Annotated in this window: 25 protein-coding genes and 1 other annotated feature; of the genes, 9 read left to right on the forward strand and 16 right to left on the reverse strand. The window is 50.5% G+C overall.

The window, feature by feature from the left end; translation table 11 throughout:
• Positions 1 to 115: 115 nt before the first annotated feature.
• Complete coding sequence (locus tag DVH26_RS33550) at positions 116 to 544, reverse strand: hypothetical protein (protein ID WP_239629960.1); 429 nt, start codon at positions 542 to 544, stop codon at positions 116 to 118.
• Between the two features lie 563 nt (positions 545 to 1,107).
• Here DVH26_RS33550 and DVH26_RS33555 point away from each other — a divergent pair.
• Both DVH26_RS33555 and DVH26_RS33560 read left to right on the forward strand, forming a co-directional pair.
• Positions 1,108 to 1,323 carry a hypothetical protein gene (locus tag DVH26_RS33555; protein ID WP_239629961.1) on the forward strand — a complete coding sequence of 72 codons (216 nt, stop codon included), beginning with the start codon at positions 1,108 to 1,110 and terminating at the stop codon, positions 1,321 to 1,323.
• A 322-nt stretch (positions 1,324 to 1,645) separates the two neighbouring features.
• Entirely contained in the window at positions 1,646 to 3,607 is a 1,962-nt protein-coding gene (locus tag DVH26_RS33560; RefSeq protein ID WP_239629962.1) for a glycoside hydrolase family 15 protein, read from the forward strand.
• A gap of 81 nt (positions 3,608 to 3,688) precedes the next feature.
• On the opposite strand, the gene DVH26_RS33565 is transcribed toward DVH26_RS33560, so the two are convergent.
• From DVH26_RS33565 to leuB, 4 genes are all read right to left on the reverse strand, one after another.
• Entirely contained in the window at positions 3,689 to 4,414 is a 726-nt protein-coding gene (locus tag DVH26_RS33565; protein WP_239629963.1) for a bactofilin family protein, read from the reverse strand.
• Positions 4,415 to 4,798: 384 nt separating this feature from the next.
• Positions 4,799 to 5,182 carry a glycine cleavage system protein GcvH gene (gene gcvH / locus DVH26_RS33570; protein WP_239629964.1) on the reverse strand — a complete coding sequence of 128 codons (384 nt, stop codon included), beginning with the start codon at positions 5,180 to 5,182 and terminating at the stop codon, positions 4,799 to 4,801.
• A gap of 91 nt (positions 5,183 to 5,273) precedes the next feature.
• Positions 5,274 to 5,822: a peroxiredoxin gene (locus DVH26_RS33575; protein WP_239629965.1), complete on the reverse strand. Its 549-nt coding sequence runs from the start codon at positions 5,820 to 5,822 to the stop codon at positions 5,274 to 5,276.
• Between the two features lie 229 nt (positions 5,823 to 6,051).
• A complete protein-coding gene (gene leuB / locus DVH26_RS33580; RefSeq protein ID WP_239629966.1) occupies positions 6,052 to 7,131 on the reverse strand; it encodes a 3-isopropylmalate dehydrogenase in 1,080 nt (359 codons plus the stop codon).
• Positions 7,132 to 7,325: 194 nt separating this feature from the next.
• Between leuB and DVH26_RS33585 the strand changes: the two genes are divergently transcribed.
• Positions 7,326 to 8,513, forward strand: coding sequence for an aminotransferase-like domain-containing protein (locus DVH26_RS33585; protein WP_239629967.1), 1,188 nt, complete (start codon positions 7,326 to 7,328; stop codon positions 8,511 to 8,513).
• Between the two features lie 510 nt (positions 8,514 to 9,023).
• Here the strand turns inward: DVH26_RS33585 and ilvC are convergent.
• From ilvC to DVH26_RS33630, 8 genes are all read right to left on the reverse strand, one after another.
• Positions 9,024 to 10,016 carry a ketol-acid reductoisomerase gene (gene ilvC / locus DVH26_RS33595; protein WP_239629969.1) on the reverse strand — a complete coding sequence of 331 codons (993 nt, stop codon included), beginning with the start codon at positions 10,014 to 10,016 and terminating at the stop codon, positions 9,024 to 9,026.
• 198 nt (positions 10,017 to 10,214) lie between these two features.
• A complete protein-coding gene (gene ilvN / locus DVH26_RS33600) occupies positions 10,215 to 10,703 on the reverse strand; it encodes an acetolactate synthase small subunit (protein WP_239629970.1) in 489 nt (162 codons plus the stop codon).
• Positions 10,700 to 12,442, reverse strand: a complete 1,743-nt coding sequence (ilvB, locus tag DVH26_RS33605; protein WP_239629971.1) for a biosynthetic-type acetolactate synthase large subunit — start codon at positions 12,440 to 12,442, stop codon at positions 10,700 to 10,702. Before ilvB ends, ilvN begins: the two co-directional genes overlap by 4 nt.
• A 706-nt stretch (positions 12,443 to 13,148) precedes the next feature.
• Positions 13,149 to 13,508 carry a 50S ribosomal protein L20 gene (gene rplT / locus DVH26_RS33610; protein ID WP_239629972.1) on the reverse strand — a complete coding sequence of 120 codons (360 nt, stop codon included), beginning with the start codon at positions 13,506 to 13,508 and terminating at the stop codon, positions 13,149 to 13,151.
• A gap of 45 nt (positions 13,509 to 13,553) precedes the next feature.
• Positions 13,554 to 13,757, reverse strand: coding sequence for a 50S ribosomal protein L35 (gene rpmI, locus DVH26_RS33615; RefSeq protein ID WP_079913557.1), 204 nt, complete (start codon positions 13,755 to 13,757; stop codon positions 13,554 to 13,556).
• A 22-nt stretch (positions 13,758 to 13,779) separates the two neighbouring features.
• Positions 13,780 to 14,295 (reverse strand): translation initiation factor IF-3, encoded by a 516-nt coding sequence (gene infC / locus DVH26_RS33620; protein ID WP_239635578.1) that lies wholly within the window; start codon positions 14,293 to 14,295, stop codon positions 13,780 to 13,782.
• 88 nt (positions 14,296 to 14,383) lie between these two features.
• Positions 14,384 to 14,522: a sequence feature (ribosomal protein L20 leader region), on the reverse strand.
• A gap of 55 nt (positions 14,523 to 14,577) precedes the next feature.
• The gene (locus DVH26_RS33625; RefSeq protein WP_239635579.1) at positions 14,578 to 15,813 is read right to left on the reverse strand and encodes a glycosyltransferase family 2 protein; all 1,236 of its coding nucleotides are present in this window, start codon (positions 15,811 to 15,813) and stop codon (positions 14,578 to 14,580) included.
• Positions 15,814 to 16,052: 239 nt separating this feature from the next.
• A complete protein-coding gene (locus tag DVH26_RS33630; RefSeq protein ID WP_239629973.1) occupies positions 16,053 to 17,237 on the reverse strand; it encodes a glycosyltransferase family 4 protein in 1,185 nt (394 codons plus the stop codon).
• Between the two features lie 304 nt (positions 17,238 to 17,541).
• Here DVH26_RS33630 and DVH26_RS33635 point away from each other — a divergent pair, with 304 nt between their 5' ends.
• The gene (locus DVH26_RS33635; RefSeq protein ID WP_239629974.1) at positions 17,542 to 18,069 is read left to right on the forward strand and encodes a phosphatase PAP2 family protein; all 528 of its coding nucleotides are present in this window, start codon (positions 17,542 to 17,544) and stop codon (positions 18,067 to 18,069) included.
• Positions 18,070 to 18,142: 73 nt separating this feature from the next.
• Positions 18,143 to 19,261 carry an MGDG synthase family glycosyltransferase gene (locus DVH26_RS33640; protein ID WP_239629975.1) on the forward strand — a complete coding sequence of 373 codons (1,119 nt, stop codon included), beginning with the start codon at positions 18,143 to 18,145 and terminating at the stop codon, positions 19,259 to 19,261.
• Between the two features lie 94 nt (positions 19,262 to 19,355).
• On the opposite strand, the gene trmB is transcribed toward DVH26_RS33640, so the two are convergent.
• The 3 genes from trmB to DVH26_RS33655 all read right to left on the reverse strand — a co-directional run bounded on the left by trmB (position 19,356) and on the right by DVH26_RS33655 (position 21,057).
• Positions 19,356 to 20,102, reverse strand: a complete 747-nt coding sequence (gene trmB, locus DVH26_RS33645) for a tRNA (guanosine(46)-N7)-methyltransferase TrmB (RefSeq protein WP_239629976.1) — start codon at positions 20,100 to 20,102, stop codon at positions 19,356 to 19,358.
• Positions 20,103 to 20,229: 127 nt separating this feature from the next.
• Complete coding sequence (locus tag DVH26_RS33650; RefSeq protein ID WP_239629977.1) at positions 20,230 to 20,433, reverse strand: hypothetical protein; 204 nt, start codon at positions 20,431 to 20,433, stop codon at positions 20,230 to 20,232.
• A gap of 12 nt (positions 20,434 to 20,445) precedes the next feature.
• Positions 20,446 to 21,057, reverse strand: a complete 612-nt coding sequence (locus DVH26_RS33655) for a WGxxGxxG-CTERM domain-containing protein (protein ID WP_239629978.1) — start codon at positions 21,055 to 21,057, stop codon at positions 20,446 to 20,448.
• 287 nt (positions 21,058 to 21,344) lie between these two features.
• On the opposite strand from DVH26_RS33655, the gene mnmL reads away from it, so the two are divergent.
• The 4 genes from mnmL (at position 21,345) to DVH26_RS33675 (ending at position 24,556) form a co-directional block, all read left to right on the forward strand.
• On the forward strand, positions 21,345 to 22,301 hold the full coding sequence (gene mnmL / locus DVH26_RS33660) for a tRNA modification radical SAM protein MnmL/YtqA (RefSeq protein WP_239629979.1): 957 nt from the start codon (positions 21,345 to 21,347) through the stop codon (positions 22,299 to 22,301).
• A 307-nt stretch (positions 22,302 to 22,608) separates the two neighbouring features.
• Entirely contained in the window at positions 22,609 to 22,824 is a 216-nt protein-coding gene (locus tag DVH26_RS33665; protein ID WP_239629980.1) for a hypothetical protein, read from the forward strand.
• A 98-nt stretch (positions 22,825 to 22,922) separates the two neighbouring features.
• A complete protein-coding gene (gene mnmM / locus DVH26_RS33670; protein ID WP_239629981.1) occupies positions 22,923 to 23,498 on the forward strand; it encodes a tRNA 5-(aminomethyl)-2-thiouridylate-methyltransferase MnmM in 576 nt (191 codons plus the stop codon).
• A gap of 92 nt (positions 23,499 to 23,590) precedes the next feature.
• Positions 23,591 to 24,556, forward strand: a complete 966-nt coding sequence (locus tag DVH26_RS33675; RefSeq protein WP_239629982.1) for a type I phosphomannose isomerase catalytic subunit — start codon at positions 23,591 to 23,593, stop codon at positions 24,554 to 24,556.
• Positions 24,557 to 24,709: the final 153 nt, after the last annotated feature.

Here is a 24,709-nt window from a genome sequence, read left to right on the forward strand (position 1 = left end):
CACATTATATCACAGGTAATTAGAGGGAAGCCTTCTTTGTCGAAAAAAGTCTATTTTATAGACCCTCGGACAATAAAAAAACGTCTCTAAAGAATAGAGACGTTGTCATGTTCGATTAAGTTAAGCCGCGCATAGACTTTTTGTTCTTGAGCTTGTTTTTGCGCTGGCTAAGGATATTCAGCCGACGCTTCAGCTGCTCCTCCCACTCGACATCGCCCCATGCCTTGGCCACCATCAGGAGGTCCAACGACATATCGATTTGACTGCGCACAACCTCTAGCGGGTCTTCGTTCTCGTTATTCACGCAGTTCTCATATAATTCCGCTTGGCTGCGGTTTTCTACGTAATCTTGAAAATCCACTTCCGGCGCTCCGTCGCCATGTGCGTATTCGGCAAGTATATCGTATTCGCTCTCTACCAAATGGTGTACTTCGACACGGTGGCAAACCGGGCAAAACAACAGAGGTACGTTATGAATTTGCGTTCTTATATGTTTAAGCGTTCCTTTGGTTCCTATCATACTGGCGCCACAGCAAAAGCTCATGTTTATGCCTCCTAAGAGTTTTCCTGAAGGGAAAACTTGCTTCGTAAGAATCAAAACTTCCCTATGAATAGTCGTATCACTACAATAAATGAAATCGAATGGCCGCCATGCCTAAACGACTTTACCGTCTATTATACCAGCAGGTAGCTTTTATGAACAAGCGATTGCGGATTATTACCAATTTGCCATTTGCCGGTATCAGGGCATACTACCCAATAATCCATTGTATGAAACCCTTTTGCCTTTTCATAACTGAACATTTATGATCCTCATTCGCCAAAAGCCTGTTTCAACAAGGCATCCGGTTGGGTAATCATTCTTTGGAGCAGGAGCTTCGCCCCTTCGACCCGATTTATACAGATTGAACGGATTCTGGACGAGTCCCTTCAAGCATGTCTAGTAATTCAGCTCGCCTGCCGGACAAGCAGGTGCTAATGATTATCGTTAGCCTATTCTAAACGGCGTTTCATAGGCATAAGCTGAATTAATTCGACCTTTCCGCTGCCGCCTTTTTATGGCGAGCTGACTGATTTCCATTCTTATTTCCGAAGGGAGAGAGCGTATTGAAGTACAGCATTCCAATCGGATCCAAACAAATTTCTTTCGTGCAATATGATGACCAGTCATCGCAAATGCACATCCAATATCATACGGGAAAGACGCAAGTGTGCAATGGGATCGGCCACGATCAAGTGCAACGGCTGCTGCAATCGGATAATCCTTACGATCTCATCGTTCGGCTGACCCAAGTCCCGCAGACGGCCGCGCAGCATACTTGATGACTAACCGTCCGCTTTGACGTTAATTCGGACTCATCCTTATCCCCCTCCCGGGCCGAATGACATCCGTTCCTGCTCTCGGGGCTCCCCGCATCTCCGCTTTCGGGTGGAGATTTATTTTTGCCTATTTTCTTAAATCCAAGTATAGTTCTCGCAATTTCGGAAATAGTAGAGTGATAGAGAAGCCATTATTGTTGAAAATATTTTCATTTTTAGCACGGGGTATCCGTTTTCATGAGGTGGAACGGGATTGACCGCCTTGGCAGAAAAAGGTACTCTAATTGAAGAAGTACACTCCAGATATAGAAAGGATGTGGGTGAATTGCCAAGACATTTAGTCATCGGAAACGGGAAATTTCTGATCAACTTAGACCGTCATACTTACATGAGAGATTTATATTATCCCTATGTAGGGCAATTAAACCACGTCGGCGGCTATCAGTGCAGAGTGGGATTATGGGTGGATGGCACTTTTTCGTGGTTGAACGACCAGGAATGGAATTTTCACCTGTCATATGCTGAGGATTCCTTGATTACGGAAGTAACCGCCGTTCATTCTTACTTGGGTATCTCGTTATTGATTAACGATGGTGTTCATCAGCGCGAGGACATTTATATCAAACGGGTGCAAATCCATAACCACTGGGATACCGTACGGGAAGTCCGCATCTTTTTCAATCAGGATCTGGTGATTAATGAGACCGAAGTCGGCGATACCGCCGCTTATTATCCTTTGAACAATACGGTGTTTCATTATAAAAAAGACCGGTACTTCATGTTTAGCGGCAGCACGGGGCCGGAGGGCATTTATCAATATACGACCGGCGTCAAACGGTTCTATAATGCTGAAGGGACATGGCGGGACGCCGAGGACGGGCATTTGATGGGCAATGCGATAGCGCAAGGCTCCGTCGACAGCACGATCAGCTTCCGGCTGCATGTGCCGCCCAATGCCGACGAGACGATGTATTATTGGATGTCCGCAGGCAAAAATCTCGAGGAAGTCAAGAAGCTCGACGCCTATGTAAAAGAAAGCCACCCGGGCAAGCTGCTCGAGCGGATCAAAGTATACTGGCAGCGCTGGGTTAACAAGTCTGAGCGGGATTACGGGGACTTGAGCCCCGAAGTCATCCGACTATATAAGCAAAGCCTGCTGATTGTCAGGACGCAGACCGACGTCAACGGCGCGATTATCGCCGCGAACGACTCCGACATCATGCAGAGCAACCGTGACCATTACAGCTATATGTGGCCGCGGGACGGCGCCTTGATCGCCTACGCCATGTCGATGGCCGGCTACCAGGGCATGATTACGCCGTTCTTCCATTTCTGTGCGAATGTGCTGTCACCCGAAGGCTACCTGCATCATAAGTACAACCCGGACGGTACTGTGGGCTCCAGCTGGCATCCCTACATCCTTGCCGGCAAAACGCAGCTGCCGATCCAGGAGGACGAAACGGCCCTGGTGCTGTTCGCCTTATGGCAGGATTTCCTGAAGCATGGCGTCATCGAGCTGCCTCAGTCGCTGTACAGGACGTTAATCCGCAGAGCGGCCCGCTTCATGTCCAGCTACATAGATCAAGATTTGAATTTGCCGAAGCCAAGCTATGACTTATGGGAAGAACGATACGGCATCTATACGTTCACGGCCTCTGCGGTATACGGCGGTCTTGTTGCGGCTGCCAACTTCTGCAACCTGTTCGGCGACGAGGAGCGCAGCAGCCGCTACCGTCATACGGCCGAAAGAATTAAGTCCGGCATCATGAAGCATTTATGGGATGATGAGGAACAACGGTTTGTCCGCGGACTCTACCTGGAGAACGGCGAATGGGTCAAAGACCGGACGTACGAGAGCAGCGTGTACGGCATCTTCGAGTTCGGCGTACTGCCTGCAGACGACGAGCATGTAGTGCGTACGATGGAAGCCAATCGCGCCCGTCTAACCATTAAAACGGATGTTGGCGGCGTGGCGCGCTATTACCATGACTATTATTTCCAGCGCTCCTCGGATATCGAGAATATCCCCGGCAACCCATGGATCATCTGTACGTTATGGATCGCCGAATGGGAGATCGAGTGTGCGAAGACCGTAGCCGATTTGGCATCTCCGCGCCGGACGCTCGAATGGGTAGTGAAGCACGCCATGGAGAGCGGCATCCTGCCGGAGCAGCTGGATCCGTTCGACGGAAGTCCGGTTTCCGTAGCCCCGTTAACGTGGTCGCACGCTACCTTCGTATTGGCTGTCGTGAAATATATGGAGAAGTTTAAGAAACTGACGGGCTAGCAAGTAGGGCCTGTAATAAAAACGTTGAAAAAGCCCGGTGACGAAGTTCCACTCGTCCCGGGCTTATCGTTATGCCGTCGCTCACATTTGTCTGGATTCTTTAACCTTGGCCGATTTGTCAGCCTCGAAATGCTGCTTGTATTCGACCAGGCTCACCTCGCATCCGGGGCCAAGGGTTACGCGATTGCCGCGAACGGTATGAGCCGTCGTATGCTCCAAATAAATTTCATCGCCTTCAATCGTCTCCGCATTCAAGTGCTTTGAGGCAAACTTGGGGAGGAACGGATTCCACAGCGACGCTAGGCCGCTTTTTCTCACTATAATCTTCTCACCGCCGATTTCCTGCGCCTTGCACGCCCAAAACATCGTAATGTCGATGACGCCGGCGTTCAATAGTCCTCCGACCTGGAATCCGCCGTTGGCTACGAACGTTTCCGCGGCGCAGTCTCCATCCACTTGGAGCCCCCCCTCCAGCTCGAACGAATCTCCGGTCATATTGCCTTTCACCACCATGGACCCTTTGCCGTTAAATTCACGGTAAGTGACATGTCCTTCTACTTTGGCATCGCCTTTGACCTCGAGCACTCCGGCATCTAGATTCCCGTACAGCTTGGAAGAACCGTTCACTTCGACCTTCTCCCCGCGGGTATGCCCGCGCACCTCGCTTCGGCCGTTCGATTGAAATTCCTCACATTCGACATCGCTTAATATTTTCCCGAAGCCGTCGATGCGGATGTGGCGAAAGCTGCCTCCTCCCGAAGAACCGCTTCCTGCTATGATCAGATCCCTATGATTTCCGTTATCCATGTTCGTCCCTCCATATTGACCATTTTCGCCTTCCATTGCCGGTTAGATACTATAAATGATTCGTAAGTGTTCGTTTTGACATAACAATGTTTCGTTCAAAAAGGGCCGCGTGACCGCCCATCGTCCTAAAGTGCGACACCGCGCACTCCGGGAGCTTGTGCATCGGGCTTCTCCTGCCTGCTTAAGCAAGCCATGTACCGCATCCAGCTCCACATCCTGTGCCGCATTCGGCAGGCTTTTCATAGATTTATCTCGATGAGCTGCTTCGTTTGCGTCTGAAAACATCGTAACATAACACTGTTACGTTGTAAACATAAAAAATAAAAAACGGCACTCGCGTACCGTCCTTTTCATTGCTGCTCTTATAAAGGTGTTCACGGCCGCTTATTCATGACCGTACGTTGCTTCATATTTGTCCGCATCCCACAGCTTGTCCAGCTGCGCCGCATCGGTAATCTCAAGCACGATCATCCAGCCGTTATCATATGGGGACATATTAATGACCCCCGGATTGTCCTGCAGCTTCCGGTTCACATCGATCACTTTGCCGGAAATCGGGGCGTACATTTCGGATACGGTTTTGACCGACTCCATGCTTCCGAACGGCTCTCCCGCCTTCAGCTCGTCTCCTACTTCCGGCAGCTCCGCGAATACGATCATGCCGAGCTCCTCCTGTGCGAAGTCGGTCATGCCGATAACCGCTTTATTGCCCTCTACACGGACCCACTCATGGTTTTCGCTGTATTTCAGGTGCTTCACAACTTCCACTGATCTTCCTCCTGCTCACAAATAAAATCCCTCTAGCTGCAGTATAGCAGACTAAAGGGATTTTTTGAAATCCGTTTACGGGAACGGGAGCTTATTTCGCAGTCACGTGCTGATCGCCTTTTCTCCAGTTCATCGGGCATAGGCCGCCGGATTGCAAAGCTTCCAGTACGCGGAACGTTTCATCTACGCTGCGGCCTACATCGTTATGGTTGACCACTTGGTATTTCAATTCGCCTGTCGGGCTGATGATGAACAAGCCGCGAAGCGCGATCCCTTCTTCTTCGATCAATACGCCATAATCGCGTGCCGCTTTCTTGGTCAGGTCAGCGCCCAGCGGGAAGTTCAGCTTACCCAAGCCGTTGCTCTCAACAGGAGTATTGATCCATGCACGGTGAGAATGGACGCTGTCGGTAGACACGCCGAGCACTTCGGTATTCAGCTTCTGGAAATCGGAGTACGCTTCGCTTAAAGCGATAATTTCGGTAGGGCAAACAAAAGTGAAATCCAGCGGATAGAAGAACAGTACCAGCCATTTGCCTTTGTAGTCGGACAAAGATACTTTTCCGAAGTCTTGGCCATTGCCAAGTGCGGTTTCCAATGTGAAATCCGGCGCTTGCTTCCCTACCAAACGTTCCGCCATCTCCCTAATCCTCCTATTGCCCTCATATTTTACATGTAGAAAAGGTATTATCCGGATCAGCCAAATCAAATTTAAAATAATTATTACTTTAAAATTATTATAATGTAGTGCAAGCTCTGATATGCAACGATCTTTACTATTAAATATGTAAAAAACGGCATTATATGAACAATGAGGGCTCTTAACTATCCCATCGGATAGAAGAGCCCTCATAAACCTGTTTATATGGTTACTTTCTAATAGCGTTAACGATCAGATCGCCCATCGCCGTAGTACCGATAGCTTTGCTCTTATCTACCGCGATATCGCCTGTGCGGTGTCCTGCGTCAAGCACTTCTTTCACTGCGCGCTCGATAGCTTCAGCCGCATCATGATAGCCGAACGTCAGGCGGAACATCAGAGCAACGGACAAAATCGTAGCGATCGGGTTGGCTACGCCTTGACCAGCAATGTCAGGAGCGGAGCCGTGTACCGGCTCGTACAAGCCGAATGCGCCTTCGCCAAGAGATGCGGAGGACAGCATGCCGATGGAGCCTGTAAGCATTGCGGCTTCGTCGCTAAGGATGTCGCCGAACATGTTCTCCGTTACAATAACGTCGAAGCTGGATGGGCGGCGCAGAAGCTGCATTGCGCAGTTGTCGACCAGTACGTGCTCCAGCTCAACATCCGGATAATCCGGAGCAATGCGGTTTACAGTCTCTCTCCACAAGCGGGATGTTTCCAATACGTTCGCTTTGTCGACGGAAGCCAGCTTCTTGCTGCGGGTGCGGGCAATTTCAAAAGCTTGGCGAACGATGCGCTCCACTTCCTGCACGTTGTAAACGCAAGTATCGACCGCTTCTTGTCCGTTGGCTCCTTCACGGCGGAATTTCTCACCGAAGTAAATGCCGCCTGTCAGCTCGCGGACTACGATCAGATCCGTGCCTTCCAGAACTTCCGGCTTCAAAGTGGATGCGTCCTTCAAGCAGTCGAAAATAACCGCCGGACGAATGTTGGAGAACAAGCCCAATGCTTTGCGGATGCCCAAAAGTCCTGTTTCCGGACGAAGCTCCTTCGAGTTGTTATCCCATTTCGGTCCGCCTACAGCGCCCAGCAATACGGCATCGGAGTTTTTACACATGTCCAATGTTTCTTGCGGAAGCGGAGTTCCTTTCTCGTCGATGGCAATGCCCCCGAACAAGCCGTGCTCGGTTTCAAAACGGTATCCGAACACCTCTTCGGTTTTTTTCAATACTTTCTCAGCTTCGGCAACAACCTCGGGTCCGATTCCGTCGCCTGCGATGACTGCGATTTTTTTAACGTCTGCCATTAAGTTCACTCCTACAATTCTAGTATTATATTCTTTGTACCATATTTAGCCCCGCATGACAAAGATATAAAAGCTATCATCGTCATAGGTATTTACTATAAGCAATCCTTTGTTGTTTTCTCCCTTTTAAAGGATTAAAATAATCGATAATACATCGCACAACATTCAATCGTTTAATCCAAAGGAGCCTGTTTATGAACTATCGATTCTCCAACACCATCAACAGCTTCAAATCATCGGCCGTCCGCGAAATTTTAAAGCTGACGCAAGGTCAATCCATCATCTCCTTGGCAGGCGGATTGCCCAACGAGCAGTATTTCCCTATCGATGCGGTAAAGGACGCCTTCGCCCGCGTCTTCGACGAAGGCAAGCAAGTGCTCCAGTACGGCTTAACCGAAGGCTTCACGCCGCTGCGCCACAGCATAGCCAAGCATCTGGAGCGCAAAAACATTCACGTCGGCATCGACGACATGCTGCTCACTACCGGCTCTCAGCAAGCTATCGATCTGCTGACCCGCGTCTATATCGATCCGGGCGATGTCATCCTCGTCGAGCGCCCGACCTATCTGGCCGCGCTGCAAATCTTCCAGTCGCGCGACGCGCGAATCGTATCGGTCGACTGTGATGCGGACGGGATGAGCTTGTCCGATCTGGAAAGCAAGATCAAGGAGTACAATCCGAAGCTCGCCTACGTGATTCCGACGTTCTCCAACCCTTCGGGCAAAGCCTGGAGCTTGGAACGCCGCAAAGGCCTGCTGGAGCTCTGTAAGCGCAGCGGCGTGCTTATCCTTGAGGACGATCCTTACGGCGAATTGCGATTTGGCCAGGGCGAAGCTCTTCCTTCGATCTTTTCGCTGGATGGCGGCGCCAACGGCAACGGTGTCGTCTATACGAGCACGTTCTCCAAAATTGTCGCTCCCGCCCTGCGTACCGGCTGGGCTATCGGCGATCCGGAGATCATCCGCCATATGACCCGCGCCAAGCAGGCGGCCGACCTGCACTCCAGCTCTATGGACCAGCAGGCGCTGCACCAGCTGTTCCTTCATTTTGACATTTACGCCCATATCGATCTCGTTCGCAGCGAATATGAGAGCCGGATGCGGCAAATGGTCGGCCTTCTGGAGCAGCAAAACTGGCCTGGCGTCCACTGGATCGAGCCGAAGGGCGGCATGTTCGTCTGGGTTGAGATGCCGGAGCATGTGCAAACGGAGCAGCTATTAAAGCTGGCCGTAGAGGAAGGCGTCGCCTTCGTGCCGGGCTCGAGCTTCTATGCAAGCGAGCCGCAGTTCAACACGATGCGCCTGAACTTCACGCATACCGACAGCGAGCAGATGATCGAAGGCATCGCACGGCTGGACCGCGCCATTCGCAAAGTGCTGTAATTACTGCGCTTGCTATATTGAAAAGAGCAGCCCGTTGGGGCTGCTCTGTTTGTTTTATGAGCCGCGCCGGTCTTGAAGGAGATTCTCGACCTGGCAGCTTTATTTACTAATAAAGAAAACCTCTAGTGATGATTACCAACAAAATAAACAGAACCAGAATGATAGCAGAGCTTGTGAAAAGACCGCCTACTCCGCAGCTGCCACCTACACCGCCTAATCCGTATCCCATACATCTCATCCTCCCTTCTTAAAGGATATGTTGTATGGTATGTGGCTTCGACTAATTAAGAGTGGGCTTTTCAAAGAATAGGGCATCTCCCCAGATGAGACAATTGCCGGGTAACATAATACACCCCGCATGCATCCGCCTGAAGCAGCGCCTGGGGGTGTTTGGAATTAAAAAAGGACGGCTCGAAGACGGGAGCATCGGGTGATACTCCACCCCAGCATTCCCTGCAACTTCAAGCCGACCTCATTCATACCCTGTATATTACCTCAAGAAGGCAATTATTATTTCTTGATCCAGTGCATCATTTCACGCAGCTGGGAACCTACTTGCTCCAACGGATGCTCGGATTCCAGACGGCGGGTAGCTGTCAAGAAAGCACGGCCGGATTGGTTTTCCAAGATAAAGTCGCGAGCGAATTTACCTTGTTGAATATCGGAAAGCACTTCTTTCATAGCTTTCTTCGTTTCTTCCGTGATGATGCGAGGACCTGTTACATAGTCGCCGTACTCAGCGGTGTTGGAGATGGAATGTCTCATTGTAGCCAATCCGCCTTCATACATCAGGTCAACGATCAATTTCAACTCGTGCAAGCACTCGAAGTAAGCCATTTCAGGCGCATAGCCAGCTTCAACCAAAGTTTCGAAGCCTGCTTTAACCAATGCGGAAGCACCGCCGCAAAGAACTGCTTGCTCACCGAACAAGTCGGTTTCTGTTTCTTCACGGAATGTTGTTTCGATAACGCCCGCACGTGTGCAGCCGATACCTTTAGCGTAAGCCAAGCCGATTTCTTGAGCTTTGCCTGTAGCGTTTTGGTGAATAGCGATCAAGCCAGGAACGCCGAAGCCTTCTACGTATACGCGGCGAACCATGTGACCAGGGGATTTAGGAGCTACCAGCAATACGTCTTTATCGGAAGACGGATTGATTTGTCCGAAATGAACGTTGAAGCCGTGGGAGAACATGATGGTTGCGCCTTGCTTCAGGTTCGGTTCGATTTCGTTATGGTATACGCTTGCTTGCGTTTCGTCCGGCATCAGGATTTGAACTACATCCGCCAATTTTGTAGCTTCAGCAACGGAGAATACTTCGAAGCCGTCGTTTTTCGCTTGCTCGAAAGATTTACCTTGGCGAAGACCAACGATAACTTTCAAACCGCTGTCGCGCAGGTTTTGCGCTTGAGCATGGCCTTGGCTGCCATAACCGATGATTGCGATTGTCTTACCTTTGAGTACGCTTAGATCAGCATCTTTTTCATAATACGTAGTAACTGCCATGGATAATAGCTCCTCCTTTAATTTAAAACCCTGTGAGTGGGCGATACGGCGGACAACCATCGAGGGGGTTCAAGCGCATCCGCTGCCTGCAAGCAGCAAGAGCTCTCAGGTCATCGGCTCTATCACCCACTCACAAAGTATGGTATCGTAATTGATCGTTTGGTTACAACCGATAAAAGTTGGTTAATGAAAGGTTACTTATTTCACGGACCCGCGAATCATCGCGGTTACGCCGGTTCTGGACAGCTCGCGGATGCCGTACGGCTTCAGCAGCTCGACCATGGCGTCGATTTTCTCGGAATCGCCGACTACCTGTACGATGAGCGAGGATGGGCCGATATCGACTACCGCTGCGCGGAACGTTTCGACCACGCCCAAAATTTCCGGACGTGCGCTCGGCTCCGCACTGACTTTGATCAATGCCAGCTCGCGTGCAACCATAGGATTGGAGCTCAAGTCTATGACCTTGATTACATCGATCAGCTTATACAGCTGCTTCGACACCTGCTCCAGCGTCTTCTCGTCGCCGGTCGTTACGATGACCATGCGGGACAAGCCCGCTTCCTCGGACTCTCCTACCGTAATGCTCTCAATGTTAAAGCCTCTGCGTCCGAACAAGCCGGATACACGCTGCAGGACACCTGGTTGGTTGTTTACTAATACGGAAATGGTATGTTTGTAAGTCATTCCGAATCCCCCATTATCATTTCATCTATCGTCGATCCTTGTGTAACCATCGGATACACGTTCTCACCTTTGCGGACTACGAATTCGACGAGTACCGGACCTGGGGTGTCCAAAGCTTCCTGCCATGCGCGGTGTGCTTCCTCTTTGTTGGTCGCTCTCAAGCCTTTAACACCATAAGCTTCAGCCAGCTTCACGAAATCAGGGCTTCCCGCCAAATCGATGTGACTGTAGCGGTTGTCATAAATGATTTCCTGCCATTGACGCACCATTCCAAGCACCTGGTTGTTGATAACGACAATTTTGACCGGAATTTTGTTAATGGCACAGATCGCCAGCTCTTGAGAGCACATCTGCATTCCGCCGTCGCCATTGATCGAAACGACCAGACGATCCGGATTCGCAATTTGCGCTCCGATGGCAGATGGGAATCCGAAGCCCATTGTGCCAAGTCCGCCGGAAGTGATAAAGGAACGAGGATGATTGAACTTGTAGTATTGCGCCGCCCACATCTGGTGCTGGCCTACGTCCGTCGATACGATCGCTTCGCCCTTCGTCGTTTCATGAATCATTTCAATAACGTACTGCGGCTTCAGTTCCGTCTCGGAATCCTTGTAGCGCAGAGGACGGTTTTTCTTGTTCTCTTGAACAGCCTTGATCCACTCTTCCGAATTCGCAGGTTTTGCCTTTTGCAGCGCCATCTGCAGCACCGCTTTGACATCGCCGACGCATGGGATCGTCGCTTCGATGATTTTGCCGATTTCCGCAGGGTCGACATCGATATGAACGATCTTCTTCGCCATTGGAGCAAAACCGTTCACCTTCATCGTTACCCGGTCGTCGAAGCGAGCACCGATGCTGATCAGCAAATCACAGCTTTGCAAAGCCTTGTTAGCCGCATACGCCCCGTGCATCCCCGGCATGCCGAGCCACAGCTCGTGCGCGCTTGGGAATCCGCCCAGTCCGAGCAAAGTCGTCGTTACGGGAATCCGCGTCTTTTCTACGAATTCCAGCAGCTCCTTGGAAGCATTGGAATACACAACCCCGCCGCCGGCAAGGATCAGAGGGCGCTCCGATTCGGCGATCGCTTCCAGCATACGGTCCACTTGAAGCTTATTCGGCTGGACCGTCGGATTGTAGCCGCGAATTTCCACGCTTTCCGGATAGTAGAATGCGGATTTGTCGTTGGACACATCCTTCGGAATGTCGATCAATACCGGTCCTTTACGTCCTGTCGATGCGATGTGGAACGCTTCTTTGATGATCCGCGGCAAATCCTTCACATCGCGCACCAGATAGCTGTGCTTCGTAATCGGCATCGTGATGCCTGTAATGTCAGCCTCTTGGAAAGCGTCCGTTCCGATCACCGATGTCGCTACATTCCCTGTGATGACTACCAATGGCACCGAGTCCATATAAGCTGTTGCAATGCCCGTAACGAGGTTCGTCGCTCCCGGTCCGGACGTTGCGATACATACGCCGACTTTGCCAGTCGAACGCGCATAGCCGTCCGCCGCATGAATGGCTCCTTGCTCGTGTCGAGTCAGGAGGTGTTTGAAATCCGGGTTGCCGTGCATCGCATCGTAAATATATAAAACCGCTCCCCCTGGGTACCCAAAGACGCAATCCACGTCCTCCAGCAGCAAACTACGCAGTAACATTTCCGATCCCGTGATGACATCCGGCTGCAGCAGCTCTTTACGCAATTGTTCTTTTGACTTTTGAGTGGTTTGAACGATCATTGATTTTTCCTCCTCTCGAAAAATAAACAAGCAAAAAACCCCTCTCATCCCAAACGCCGCAAAAAGAGCGTCTGAAGGGACGAAAGGGGTTCTAATCTTCCGTGGTACCACCCAGAGTTTGTTATCTGCCTCACAGCAAATAACCTTAGCAGGTACGAAGCAATCATGTTGCCAGCATACCTTCAGCACGGTAACGTGTGCTATTCCGATTCCCCCTACTAGCTAGGCCGATCAAACCAGCTTACTTTTCAGGGAAACAGCTCCGAGGTGAGCTCGTACATAAGGGATTAAGGCATCGGTTTCAGCTTATCCTCTGCTCTCTGAACATAAGAGCCCTTATAACTTCGTCCTCATCATTGCCGTTTTCAACAGTTGTACTTTTAAAGTATTATATTCCTAATCGAAAGAAGAGTCAAGCGTAAATCCATCCGATATCTTTCTTCGCCGTTCCGCAGCAAACGCAACCTCCCATGCACAATGGACCAAGTCACGGCATATCGAGAATATAGCCTGTTTTAAAACAAAGCACGCCGCAATTCCACAATGCCCGTCTTTTATATAATGCAAGGCGTCCTTTACGGATGGCATCTCGCAAAACTGTTTTTTAAAAAAATGGTTTGATTCGTATTTTTTACAAAAAAAAACAAAAAAAATCGCCTGCCCCGGATGTTTCCATCCAAAGGACAAGCGATTTAGAAGCTGTTACTTAAGCATTCACTTTTTGCTTAGCTGCAGTAGCCAAATCGTTGAATGCGCTGATGTCGTTTACAGCCAGGTCAGCCAGCATTTTGCGGTTTACTTCGATGCCGGACAGCTTCAAGCCGTGCATGAATTTGCTGTAAGACAAGCCATTCATGCGAGCCGCAGCGTTGATACGAGTGATCCACAATTTGCGGAAATCACGTTTTTTCTGACGGCGGTCACGGTATGCATACAGCAAGGATTTCATCACTTGCGCGTTAGCTGTTTTAAATAAGCGGTGTTTGGAACCGAAATAACCTTTTGCCAATTTCAAAATCTTTTTATGACGACGACGAGTTACGAACCCGCCTTTGACTCTTGCCATGATCCATTACCTCCAAAATTTAAGTAGAATGATTAACGAAACGAATTAACCTTTGATGTTAGCCAGTTGCTGCTTCAAACGTCTTACGTCGCCTGCAGCCATAACCGGATTGGTAGCCAATACGCGCTTTTGACGAGCGGACTTGCCGGACAACAGGTGGTTTTTGTAAGCTTTGTAGCGTTTTACTTTGCCTGTTCCAGTAATCTTGAAGCGGCCTTTCAGGCTGCTATGTGTTTTCATTTTTGGCATGACGTGTAGTCCTCCTTAATAATTATGCTTGCTGTTTCGGCGATAAAATCATGATCATGCTGCGGCCTTCCAGCTTAGGTCTGCGCTCTACGATGCACAGCTCCTCCACTTCGGCAGCCATACGCTCAAGCACCTTTTGACCGATGCTCGCATGAGCGATCTCACGACCGCGGAAACGCACGCTCAGCTTAACCTTGTCGCCGTCATTCAAAAACTTCACGACGTTGCGCTGCTTCGTTTGGAAGTCATGCTCATCAATCGTGGCGCTGAGGCGAACCTCTTTAAGTTCGATGACTTTCTGGTTCTTACGGGCTTCCTTTTCTTTCTTTTGCATTTCGTAGCGGTATTTCCCGTAATCCATAATCCGGCACACCGGTGGCTTTGCCGTCGGGGCAACGTTAACCAAGTCCAAGTTGGCATCTCCAGCAATCTGAAGCGCTTCGCGAATCGGCTTGATGCCGAGCTGCTCTCCATCTGCACCGATCAGACGAACTTCCTTCGCCCGGATCTCATCGTTAATTAAATGCTCTGTACTAATAACCTGCCACCTCCAAATGGATTGTGTTTGTTGCTTCTATCGAGATCTTGCGACCACGTTAGCGTTGGTTTATTCGCATTTCCATGCGACAATGAAGAAAGGACGCGGGCACAATACGCCCACGTCCATGAAAGTTCAAGTGATCCATTTCGATTCACATTCACTCTAGTTCATAACCAGCCAACCGTTGTCGGACAGGTGAGAAGCGGGCGCTTCTTCTTTTGCACTAAAGGATCATATCACAATTAGTATATTAAAGTCAAGCATCGGCTTGTAACGAGCTTAGCTGACTTGTTTGCTCTGCACTTCTTCCAAACGAATGACACGCGTATGCTCCGTATGGCTCCACTGCTTGTTGTTTTGCGTGAAGAACGCATACACTGTAATCGGCCACCAGGAAAGCATAAATACCGGGAACGTAATCAGGTACAGCCATGTTTTCCAGGAAGCTTTCTCGATAATCAGCGCCAGCGGGAATTGAATGTAGCTGAAGATCCCTACGATCAAGAAGAAGGTCGGCGAATAATCAAACAACGAACGCAGCGAGGCTCCGCCAGGGATCATCATGTCGATCCACAAAGCTAGCGTTACTACGGAACCGATCAATACGACGTACACGTTCAATGCATAAACGGCGGTATCGATCTTCGCCCAGCTTCCTTCCTTCAGTCCTTTCCAGAACAGCGGGAAGAAATAGCGGCGGGCTACGTCAAAATGACCTTGCATCCATCTCAGACGCTGTCTTGCGGATGCTTTGAACGTCAAAGGCTTCTCGTCATACACTCTTGCATCGTAGTTGAAGGTCGGGTTAATGCCGCGCTGTACGCAGCGCATCGTGAACTCCAAGTCCTCAACCAGACTGGTTGCACCCCAGCCGATTTCTTTCAGCAATGCCGTTTCAAAGCACATACCTGTACCGCCCAAGAAGTTGGCCAGCCCTAGGTTTTCGCGCGGCAGCTGCCACAGACGGTTGCAATACCAGTACGTTACGGCATAAGCCGCCGTAATCCAGGAGTCGTTCGGATTTTTCGTGTCCAGATAAGCCTGAATCACTCTGGAACCATTGCACAAGTCGTTGTTCATATGCTTCAAATAGTCCGGATTCACCAGGTTGTCGGCGTCGAACATCACGACCGCGTCGTAGCTGCGAGGCATTTTCCAAAGCTCCTTCAGCATCCATTCGATCGCATAGCCTTTACCCCGAAGCTTCGGATTGTTCCGCTCGCAGGCGTACACTCCCATGCTCCGCGCAATATGTGCGGTTTTGTCCGTACAGTTATCGCAAATAACGAAAATATCGTACATTTCTTTCGGATAATCCAAGTTTTTCAAGTTGTCGATCAGCGCTCCGACCACTTGCTCTTCGTTATGGGCCGCAACCAGTATGGCAAAGGACTTTTGCGGCTCATGCTGCGCTTTCGGTTTACGTCGGTACCAGCCGAATAAGGTAAGGAACAGCTGATATCCCCCGACTACAGCCAAGACAATTTGAATACCTAGCAATACATTGTCCAGCATCATAAATCCCCCTTTTTTATGTACCCCAAAGTCTCTCTCTCTACTCTATAGTTATGAACTTCGATGGTCTCTTTTGGATTTGTGTGGGTAGCCGAATATGATTTTCCTCTCTTTAACCCGTTTTGTCAAAAGCTCCTATGAGCCCCAATAAGTCAGATCCCGTAAATATGACGTGAAATTCCGGTAAATACCTGCAAAGCTCGCCGCCATCCAGTCATTTTCACCCTGTTTTCATCGATTTACAGCATTTTTACATCAGCCGCAGCCGGACAACTCCGAACCATCGGACCGGATTCGTGAAGAACGGCCAGATAGCTTTCGTACAAGCCGTTAAAAATGTGCTCCCATGATTGCTGCAGACTATACTGGCGGCCTGCCATCGAAATATTGGAACGGTATTCCTCATTATGATACAACAATTCCACTGCATGTACAAATTCGGAAATATCTCCCGGTTTGCAGAGCATTCCCGTCTCGCAATGGACTATATTATCCTTTACCCCGCCTGCGGCCGATCCAATCACCGCCGTTCCGGAAGCCATGGCCTCCAGTACGACATTGCCGAAGGTTTCCGTTGACGAAGGGAATAAAAACACGTCTGCAGCCGCATACAAATCGGCCAAATCCTTGCCCTGCTTGAACCCTGTGAAGGTCACATCCAGCATTGCGCCGCACTGCTCCAGCAGCGGCTTGTATAAAGGGCCATCCCCTGTAATTACCAAATGGGAGCTCGCTCTAACATCTTCCGATAATGCGGCGAACGTGTCCATAAGCACATCGACGCTTTTTTCGGGAGCGAGCCTTCCGACAAAAAGAATGACAAATTTCCCAGGTGAAATGTCATATTGCTGCCATATTCGAGTCCGGTCGACAACCGGCTGAAACTGCTTTGCCTCCACGCCCCGCGACCAAATTTCCAAATTTTTGAGACCTTTCTCCTGCAAATGGTTCATCGTCGACCGGGACGGCACGTAGATCTTTTGACACTCCTGATGGAACCAGAGCATGTACTTCCAAAGCATCGGCTCCATCCACTGCAGCTTGTAATAAGATAAGTATTGATCGAAATGAGTGTGGTAAGAGGCAACCAGCGGAACCCGGTTTTTTTTGGCGTAATGGAGTCCAACGAGTCCGAGATTAAACGGAGTGGCAACGTGGATAAGATCCGGCGAAAAGGCGGCCAGCTTCTTTTTCAGCTGGATGGGATTAGGGATAGCCATACGGCATTCAGGATATAATAAAAAGGGTATACTGTAAAATCTTTCCACTCTTTTCGAGCTCGAAGCGTTTCCCGAATCCCCGTCAGGAGCAAATACTTTGCACTCCGCCCCTTTAGATTCCAAAAAGTGGATCCATCGCCCTAATGTTTTCGCTACTCCATTCACGTCCGGCAAAAAGGTGTCAGTAAATAAAGCTACCTTCATTTGCTTCCCCTCCTAAGAGCTTTTGCGATAGCAAAAACTTGCTCCGTAAGCATAGGCGCTGAAGTTTTTGCGCAGCAAAAACTTTTTTCGTGCTTCCCGAGTATGAATCCATTTTGGAACCGTCTGCGTAAATGACTTTTGGATCCATTGTAATCGGGGAGTGTTATCGGAGCATCAAAGGAACATTAATTCTGTCTATTTTGTAATTTATTATTCATTTGATACTCCATTAACAAAAGGGAATTACAATATGTATATGTAACACTCATACAGCTTATCCCACTTTTTTAAGGAGGCGAGGTCGGTGAGCCGAGTCGTTTCATGGCTTCAGCATCACGAGAACCGCATGTTTTGTTGGGTAAACCAACGTCTTCAGCACAGCATCCTCGATCATCTTTTTAATTTGATAACCCACCTAGGCGGGGCAACGATGACGATCCTCATCGCGCTTTGTCTGTATTTCTTTGGCCAAGGCAGCTGGAAGCTGGCCGGCCTGCACTGCTGCATCGCACTGGCTTTGAGCCATATACCGGTCGCTATTATGAAGCGCGTTTATCCGCGCCTTCGTCCTTATCTTGTTCTCCCTGACACCAATACATGCAAAAAGCCGTTGACAGACCATTCATTCCCATCGGGACATACGACGGCGTTCTTTTCCATTGCGCTCCCGCTGGTTTATTCGCAGCCGTGGCTAAGTCCTATTTTGCTTCCGCTTGCATTCTTTGTAGCCATTTCGCGTATATATTTAGGACTCCATTATCCTTCCGACTGTCTGGTTGGATCGCTGATCGCAACTACCGCCGTTTTCGCAACCGCTCCGTTATTCGGATAGTTATTTTTTGGGTATACTATGAATAATGTTAATTTATTGTAAATCCATTGGTACAAGGTATGGTGAAACGCATATGCGAAAAAAAAGGGTCTTGTTATTATCCGAAGGCTTCGGTGCCGGACATACCCAGGCCGCTCACGCTCTTGCCGTTGGTCTGCGTATGCTCTCGCCTGACATTCAGACACGTGTTCTGGAGCTGGGAACGTTCCTGCATCCGACACTGGCATCCTGGATTTTGACGGCGTACCGCAAGACGGTAACCACGCAACCAAAGCTTTATGGCCTTATGTACCGGTATCAATATAAGCGATCGTTAAACCGTTTCACCCAATTGGCTTTACACCGGATTTTTTACGCCCATGCCGCAGAAGTGATCCAGCAGCTTCGACCCGATACGATCGTCTGCACCCACCCTTTCCCGAATGCTGTCATCTCCCGCCTCAAACGTTCCGGCCTGAATGTTCCCCTATGTACGGTCATTACCGATTACGACGCGCATGGAACGTGGGTAAGCCGGGAAGTGAACAAATATTTGGTATCCACCTCCGATGTACGGGAAAAGCTGTTGAATCGCGGCATTTCGTCGGACGCTATCGAGGTGACCGGCATCCCCGTCCACCCCAACTTCTGGGAGCAGAACAACCGCGACGAGCTGCGAACCCGCTTTCAATTGAAAGCGATGCCCACCGTTCTGGTGATGGGAGGCGGCTGGGGACTCATTAACAACGAGGAATTTCTTCAGTATATGATGGACTGGCGCGAGCAAATCCAGCTGATCCTCTGCATGGGCAACAACGAAAAAGCGCTCCAGCTGCTGTCGGCAGACAAACGCTTCCATCATGAAAATATCCGGCTTCTCGGCTTTACGAGGGAAGTCGACAAATGGATGGACATAGCCGACCTGCTGATTACTAAGCCAGGCGGTATGACCTGCACCGAAGGATTGGCCAAAGGCATTCCGATGCTGTTCTACAAGCCGATTCCGGGCCAGGAGGAGGAGAATGTGCAGTATTTCACTCAGCACGGGTTCGGGGAGCAGATCAAATCGGCGGAAACGATCGATCATTGGTTCAAGCTGCTGGTCGACCAGTATCCGGAAGTGCAAGAGCGCCGCGCCTATCTGCATAAGCAAGCGAACAGCTATAAGCCCGCCGACTGCACGAACGCCATTATGGAGATGCTGTTGCAATAAAAGCGGCTATCCCCTATAAAAAATAGAAAGCATGTCTGTCCGAGTCGAATTCGGGCAGCATGCTTTTTTCGTGTTTCTACTATATATAAGTAAGTTAATCATTTTCCGTTTCGGATTGGGCTTGTTCAGCTTCTTTCTTTTCCTTAAGCTGCAGCTGAGTCAGATGTTGGTCCAGCGCCTGCTGTCCGATAACTACCTCGACCCGGTGAATATTGACACCCTTCTCATGAAACTTCATCTCATATTCAGTCATCACAAGATCGGTCCGGACTTCCTCCGCATGAAGATCGAGAGAAATATTGCGCATACGCAAGCCCATATCGGCGAATGAATTTAAAGAAAACTCGAATAGGGAACGGGAATCGGTTTTAAAATGAATCTCTCCGCGCTCATTGAGCACATCGATATATTTGCGGACAAAGCCCGAATGGGTCAGCCGGCGGCGGGCGTGGCGCTTTTTCGGCCACGGATCGCTAAAATTCAAATAAACGCGTTCCAGCTCGTTTGTATCGAAAATATTTTCGATTTTCTCAATATTGAACAGCGCCAGCTTCAAGTTGGCCAGCGTCCCTCCGTTTTCTTCCCGGGACAGCTGTGCTTTCTCTGCAGCTCTGCGCAGCAGCTCGTCGTACATATCGACGCCTATGTAATTCGTATCGGGATTCAGCGAGCTTAACTGGCTGATAAAACGGCCCTTTCCCATTCCCAGCTCGACATGAATGGGCTTGTCGTTGCCAAATACTTCCTTCCAATTGCCTTTATAATCCGCCGGATTTAGTATAATAAGATCCGGTTGCGCCTCTAATGCTTCCCTGATACCCTTCCTGCCGCGTAATCGCATAGTCATCCTCCAAAACAACTGCATATCGTTATAGTTCAGTGACGATTATACTCCGAATCGCAAATAAAGAAAAGGTCGGCTTTAGCCCGGAGAGAAGGCTAAAGCCGAATTATAAAGAGGAGAACAGCTATACTTCGAGCAGATGGTATTGAAGCTGGATGCTCTGCGGCATCAATAGGCTGTCCATTTGTTCTCTTACTTTTTTGCGAGCCTCGGCAGCAAGCCTCGGATTTTCTCTAAAATGGACCCCGCTGCTGATCGCCATCGCTTCCTTCACCGTCAGCTCTACGGTCAGCTTCTGATTTCCTTTAGGAATATACAGATAGCTCATAATGACGCAGCCTTAGCGGTTGTCAACGTGACGTTCGTTACGATTGCGAAGTCCCGCCAAGCCTAACAAACCAAGCAGACCCAGCCATCCCCAACCGGAACCGTTTCTAGTTGTCGTATCGGCATTGGCACGGTAGCTGTACGTATCGTAATTGCCGCCGTATCCGTACGGTCTATATTTGTGCCCGTCGGTACCATACGTTCTGTATTTGTGTCCGTCAGTACCGTACGTGTTCATACGGTTCAACAGGTTGTTACCATAGTTACGAGTCGTTGTGTCGGTCGTTCTATCGGTAACTCCCGTAGAGCCATACGTACCGGTGGTTCCAGCCGTTCCGGTCGTATCCATCGTTGTGCCTGGCGTTGTTGTTCCGGTTGTTGTTCCGGTCGTCGTGCCGGTTGTCGTTGTGCCGGTTGTTCCAGTCGTTGCGGCACCTGGTGTACCGGTAGTGGAATATCCGGTGGTGTTGGTAGTATCTACATTATAAGTGCCGTAAGTCCCTGTCGTCGTACCGGTAGCTCCAGCGGTGCCGGAAGTACCTGATTCGGCGAAAGCCCCCTGCGCGCCAAGTCCCAACGAAGCAGTCAAAGCCAGAGCAACAACGGTTTTACCAAGCTTGTTCATGTAGATGTAGTCTCCCTTCGTCGCTTTGAATTGTTGGTGCACTTATAGCATGGTCGCATGGAGAAGCAAATATCCTCTTCGCTTCGTAGGAGCTTTTGTCAAGGAAAAATTCGCAAAACACCGGGTTTTACGGTAAAATAGAGAGATCGGCAGCCGACGAATTTCCTTAACTCATCCAACCCTTCCGATTCGGTTCACTTGCTCGAAGGGTAAGGAATGGAAGCTGAGCAAGTTACTATACACATATGGATGGATATACTGAGCAATCAAAAAGGAGTTCTATATAGATGAAGCAACTCGAGCATGCACCTGTTCCCGCGACATGGGGGGACAAACGTTTCCATACTTGGAATGTGGAAATGCGCCGGCAGTTCGGCACGAAAGTGTTCAAAGTCATGCTGGACGCAGGATTCACTTGCCCTAACCGCGACGGAGCTATAGCTACCGGAGGCTGCACCTTCTGCAGCGCCCGCGGATCGGGCGATTTCGCCGGAAGCCGCCGTGACGATCTGGTGACACAATTTAACAAAATTCGCGATCTGCAGCATAAAAAATGGCCTGAAGCCCAGTATATCGGCTATTTCCAGGCTTATACTAACACCTACGCCCCGGTTGAGGAGCTTCGTGAATATTTCGAGGTTATTCTCGAGCAGCCCGGCGTAGTGGGCTTGTCGATCGCCACCAGACCGGATTGTCTGCCGGACGACGTTGTCGAATATTTGGCCGATTTGAATAAAAGAACGTATTTATGGGTGGAGATGGGTCTGCAAACGATCCATGAATCTACATCCACGCTCATCAACCGCGCTCATGACACCCAATGCTATTTGGATGCCGTAGCCAAGCTTCGCAAGCATAACATCCGGACCTGCGCCCACATTATTTACGGCCTGCCGGGCGAAACGCACGAGATGATGCTGGATACCGGACGCGCCGTTGCGGACATGGACGTACAGGGGATCAAAATTCATCTGCTGCATTTGATGCGCAAAACGCCCATGGTTAAGCAGTATGAAGCCGGTCTGCTGAAATTTCTGGAGAAGGATGAATACATCAAGCTGGTGGTAGATACGCTGGAGCTGCTGCCGCCGGAGATGATCGTACATCGCCTGACCGGAGACGCGCCGAGAGACTTGCTGATCGGGCCGATGTGGAGCCTGAAGAAATGGGAAGTGCTGAACGCTATCGACCAAGAACTGGTCAACCGAAATACATGGCAAGGAAAATACCGCAACCAAAGATAACGACATGGAAGGAGTGTAAGCCTTCATGAATCGATACTGGATGGCGTCCGTGCTCGCCATCGTGCTGCTGGCGGGCTGCGGCACGAAAATGACGGAGCAGCCCGAACCTGCGCCCGCGAAGCCGGATGCGGGCAGCGTCCTGCTCCCACCGTCCAAAGAAGGATCGGACGCGAAGCGGTTCGACTTCGTCCCTGGCGGTGAGACCGCTGCCGCCGCGGACACTCCCGCGGCGGAGGAAAAGGCGGCTGTGCCGGAGGAGAAAGCGAAGCTCTCCGACCCGGCGCCCGTAACCGGCACGCCGGCCAGCGTGCCGAAGGAGCCCGCTACGGCGGCTACACCGCCGCCGGCTGCGAAGCCGACGGAGCCGCCGGTGCAGGCTCCGGAACCGTCGGCACCCGTGGTGCCGACCCCGACGATGCAGGATCCGCCGAAGGCTCCTGCATCGTCGGCAACGCCGTCGCCGACGCCCAAGCCGGCGGAGCAGGATCTGCTGACGCCGCCTATGGCGGGCGGCGGGAAATAGAGCAGCGCCGGGCGGGGACGCCCGCGGCGCTTAGGAATCTCGGCTGATGAGCCATGCCGCATCTGCAATTATACATTCATTGAAATCCGGAGGCTCCAATGGGGTTTTTATCGATTTTAAGCTATGCTCATAAGCTAATTGAAGAACGTGTCGCCCCGGGGGATACGGTAGTGGACGCCACTGCCGGCAATGGGGTCGACACGGTTTTTTTGAGTAAATGTGTCGGCATGCAAGGTACCGTTCACGCCTTCGACATTCAAGAGGAGGCCCTCCTCCAGACGCACAAGCGGATGGCTAAAGAGCTTCCGGAGCACGACAAGGTGTTCCTTCATTTGCGCAGCCATGCTGAAATCAAGGAAACGCTGCCGGCTGAAGCAGAGGGCCAAGTAGCTGCCGTCATGTTCAATTTGGGCTATTTGCCCGGCGCGGATCCGGCAACCATAACGGTGCCGTCTTCGACCTTACCGGCCCTGCAGGGCGCATCGGAGCTGCTGCGCAGAGGCGGCGTGCTGACGATTGCGCTTTACACCGGCCATGAGGGCGGCGAGCAGGAAGCCGCTATAGTGCGGGATTGGGCAGAGCAGCTGCCGCAGCGGCAGTTCCAGGTGATGGAATACCGTTTCATCAACCGGCACAATCATCCTCCCTATTTGATTGCGATAGAAAAACAATGATACCAAACCATGCCGCAACAGTGATTTTGCATTAGCGAAGCATGCCGGTTGCAGGCGTAATTTCTAATTCTGATGAGAAAGCAGGGATTGTTTTGAAACCTTATCCTCTATTATTTCAGCCTGAAATGAAAGAACGCGTATGGGGAGGCCGCGCATTGGAGCAATTCGGTTTAAAACTGCCGGAAGGCCCTATCGGCGAAGGCTGGATGATCGGAGACCATCCGAATGGAACTACCAAGGTCGTTAACGGAGAGCTTGCCGGTCTTGGCCTGAACGAAATCCGCGAACAGTACGGCAAAGCATTTTTTGGAAGCAAAGGCTTTTCGGAGAAAAACGGCCGTTTTCCTTTATTGATCAAGCTGCTGGACTGCCAGGACGACCTGTCCGTGCAGGTGCATCCAAATGATCATTATGACCGTCTTCCGGAAGGTGAGCTGGGCAAGACCGAGATGTGGTATGTGCTCGATGCCAAGCCGGGGGCCAAAATCATTTACGGATTGAACGATGGGGTTACCCGCGAGCAACTCGCCCAAGCCATTGAGGAAGATCGCATTATGGACTGTCTGCACGAAGTTTCCGTAACGGCGGGGGATTCCTTCTACATTCCGGCCGGAACGGTTCATGCATTAGGCGCTGGCATTATCGTTGCCGAAATTCAGCAAAACTCCGACAGTACCTATCGTCTCTACGATTATAACCGGAAGGGACTCGACGGCAAGCCGCGCGAGCTGCACATCGAGGATTCGTTGAATGTTATCGCCTATGAGGGCTCCGGCTCCACGTTTATGAAGACCGATCTGGCTTCTTCCAATGAGTGGCTGACGCTCGCCAATTCTCCTTTCTTTATTACCGAAAAAGGCAAGGTCGAGCAGGAATGGAAGCTGCAAACGACCGGCGAAAGCTTCGTCATTCACATCATTTGCGATGGTACAGGGACGATTCAATGGGCCGATGGAGAGCAGCCCGCCAAGACTGGGGAATGCTATTTGATTCCCGCGAACCTGGGCTCCTACACGTTGACGGGCTCTATGACCGTGCTGCGCAGCTACCTGCCTTAATTCTGCTCTTGCAAAAAAACAAAAAAACAACCACCCTTTTTCATTTTCGGGGTGGTTGTTTGCTTGTTGAGCAAAATCTGCAAATCGAAATTGTTATTTTCCCCCGATGGGCATACCATCTCCAGTTGACGCGGACAACAGATCCTTTATTTA

This window comes from Paenibacillus sp. H1-7, assembly GCF_022354825.1.
In the GTDB taxonomy this organism is placed as follows: domain Bacteria; phylum Bacillota; class Bacilli; order Paenibacillales; family NBRC-103111; genus Paenibacillus_S.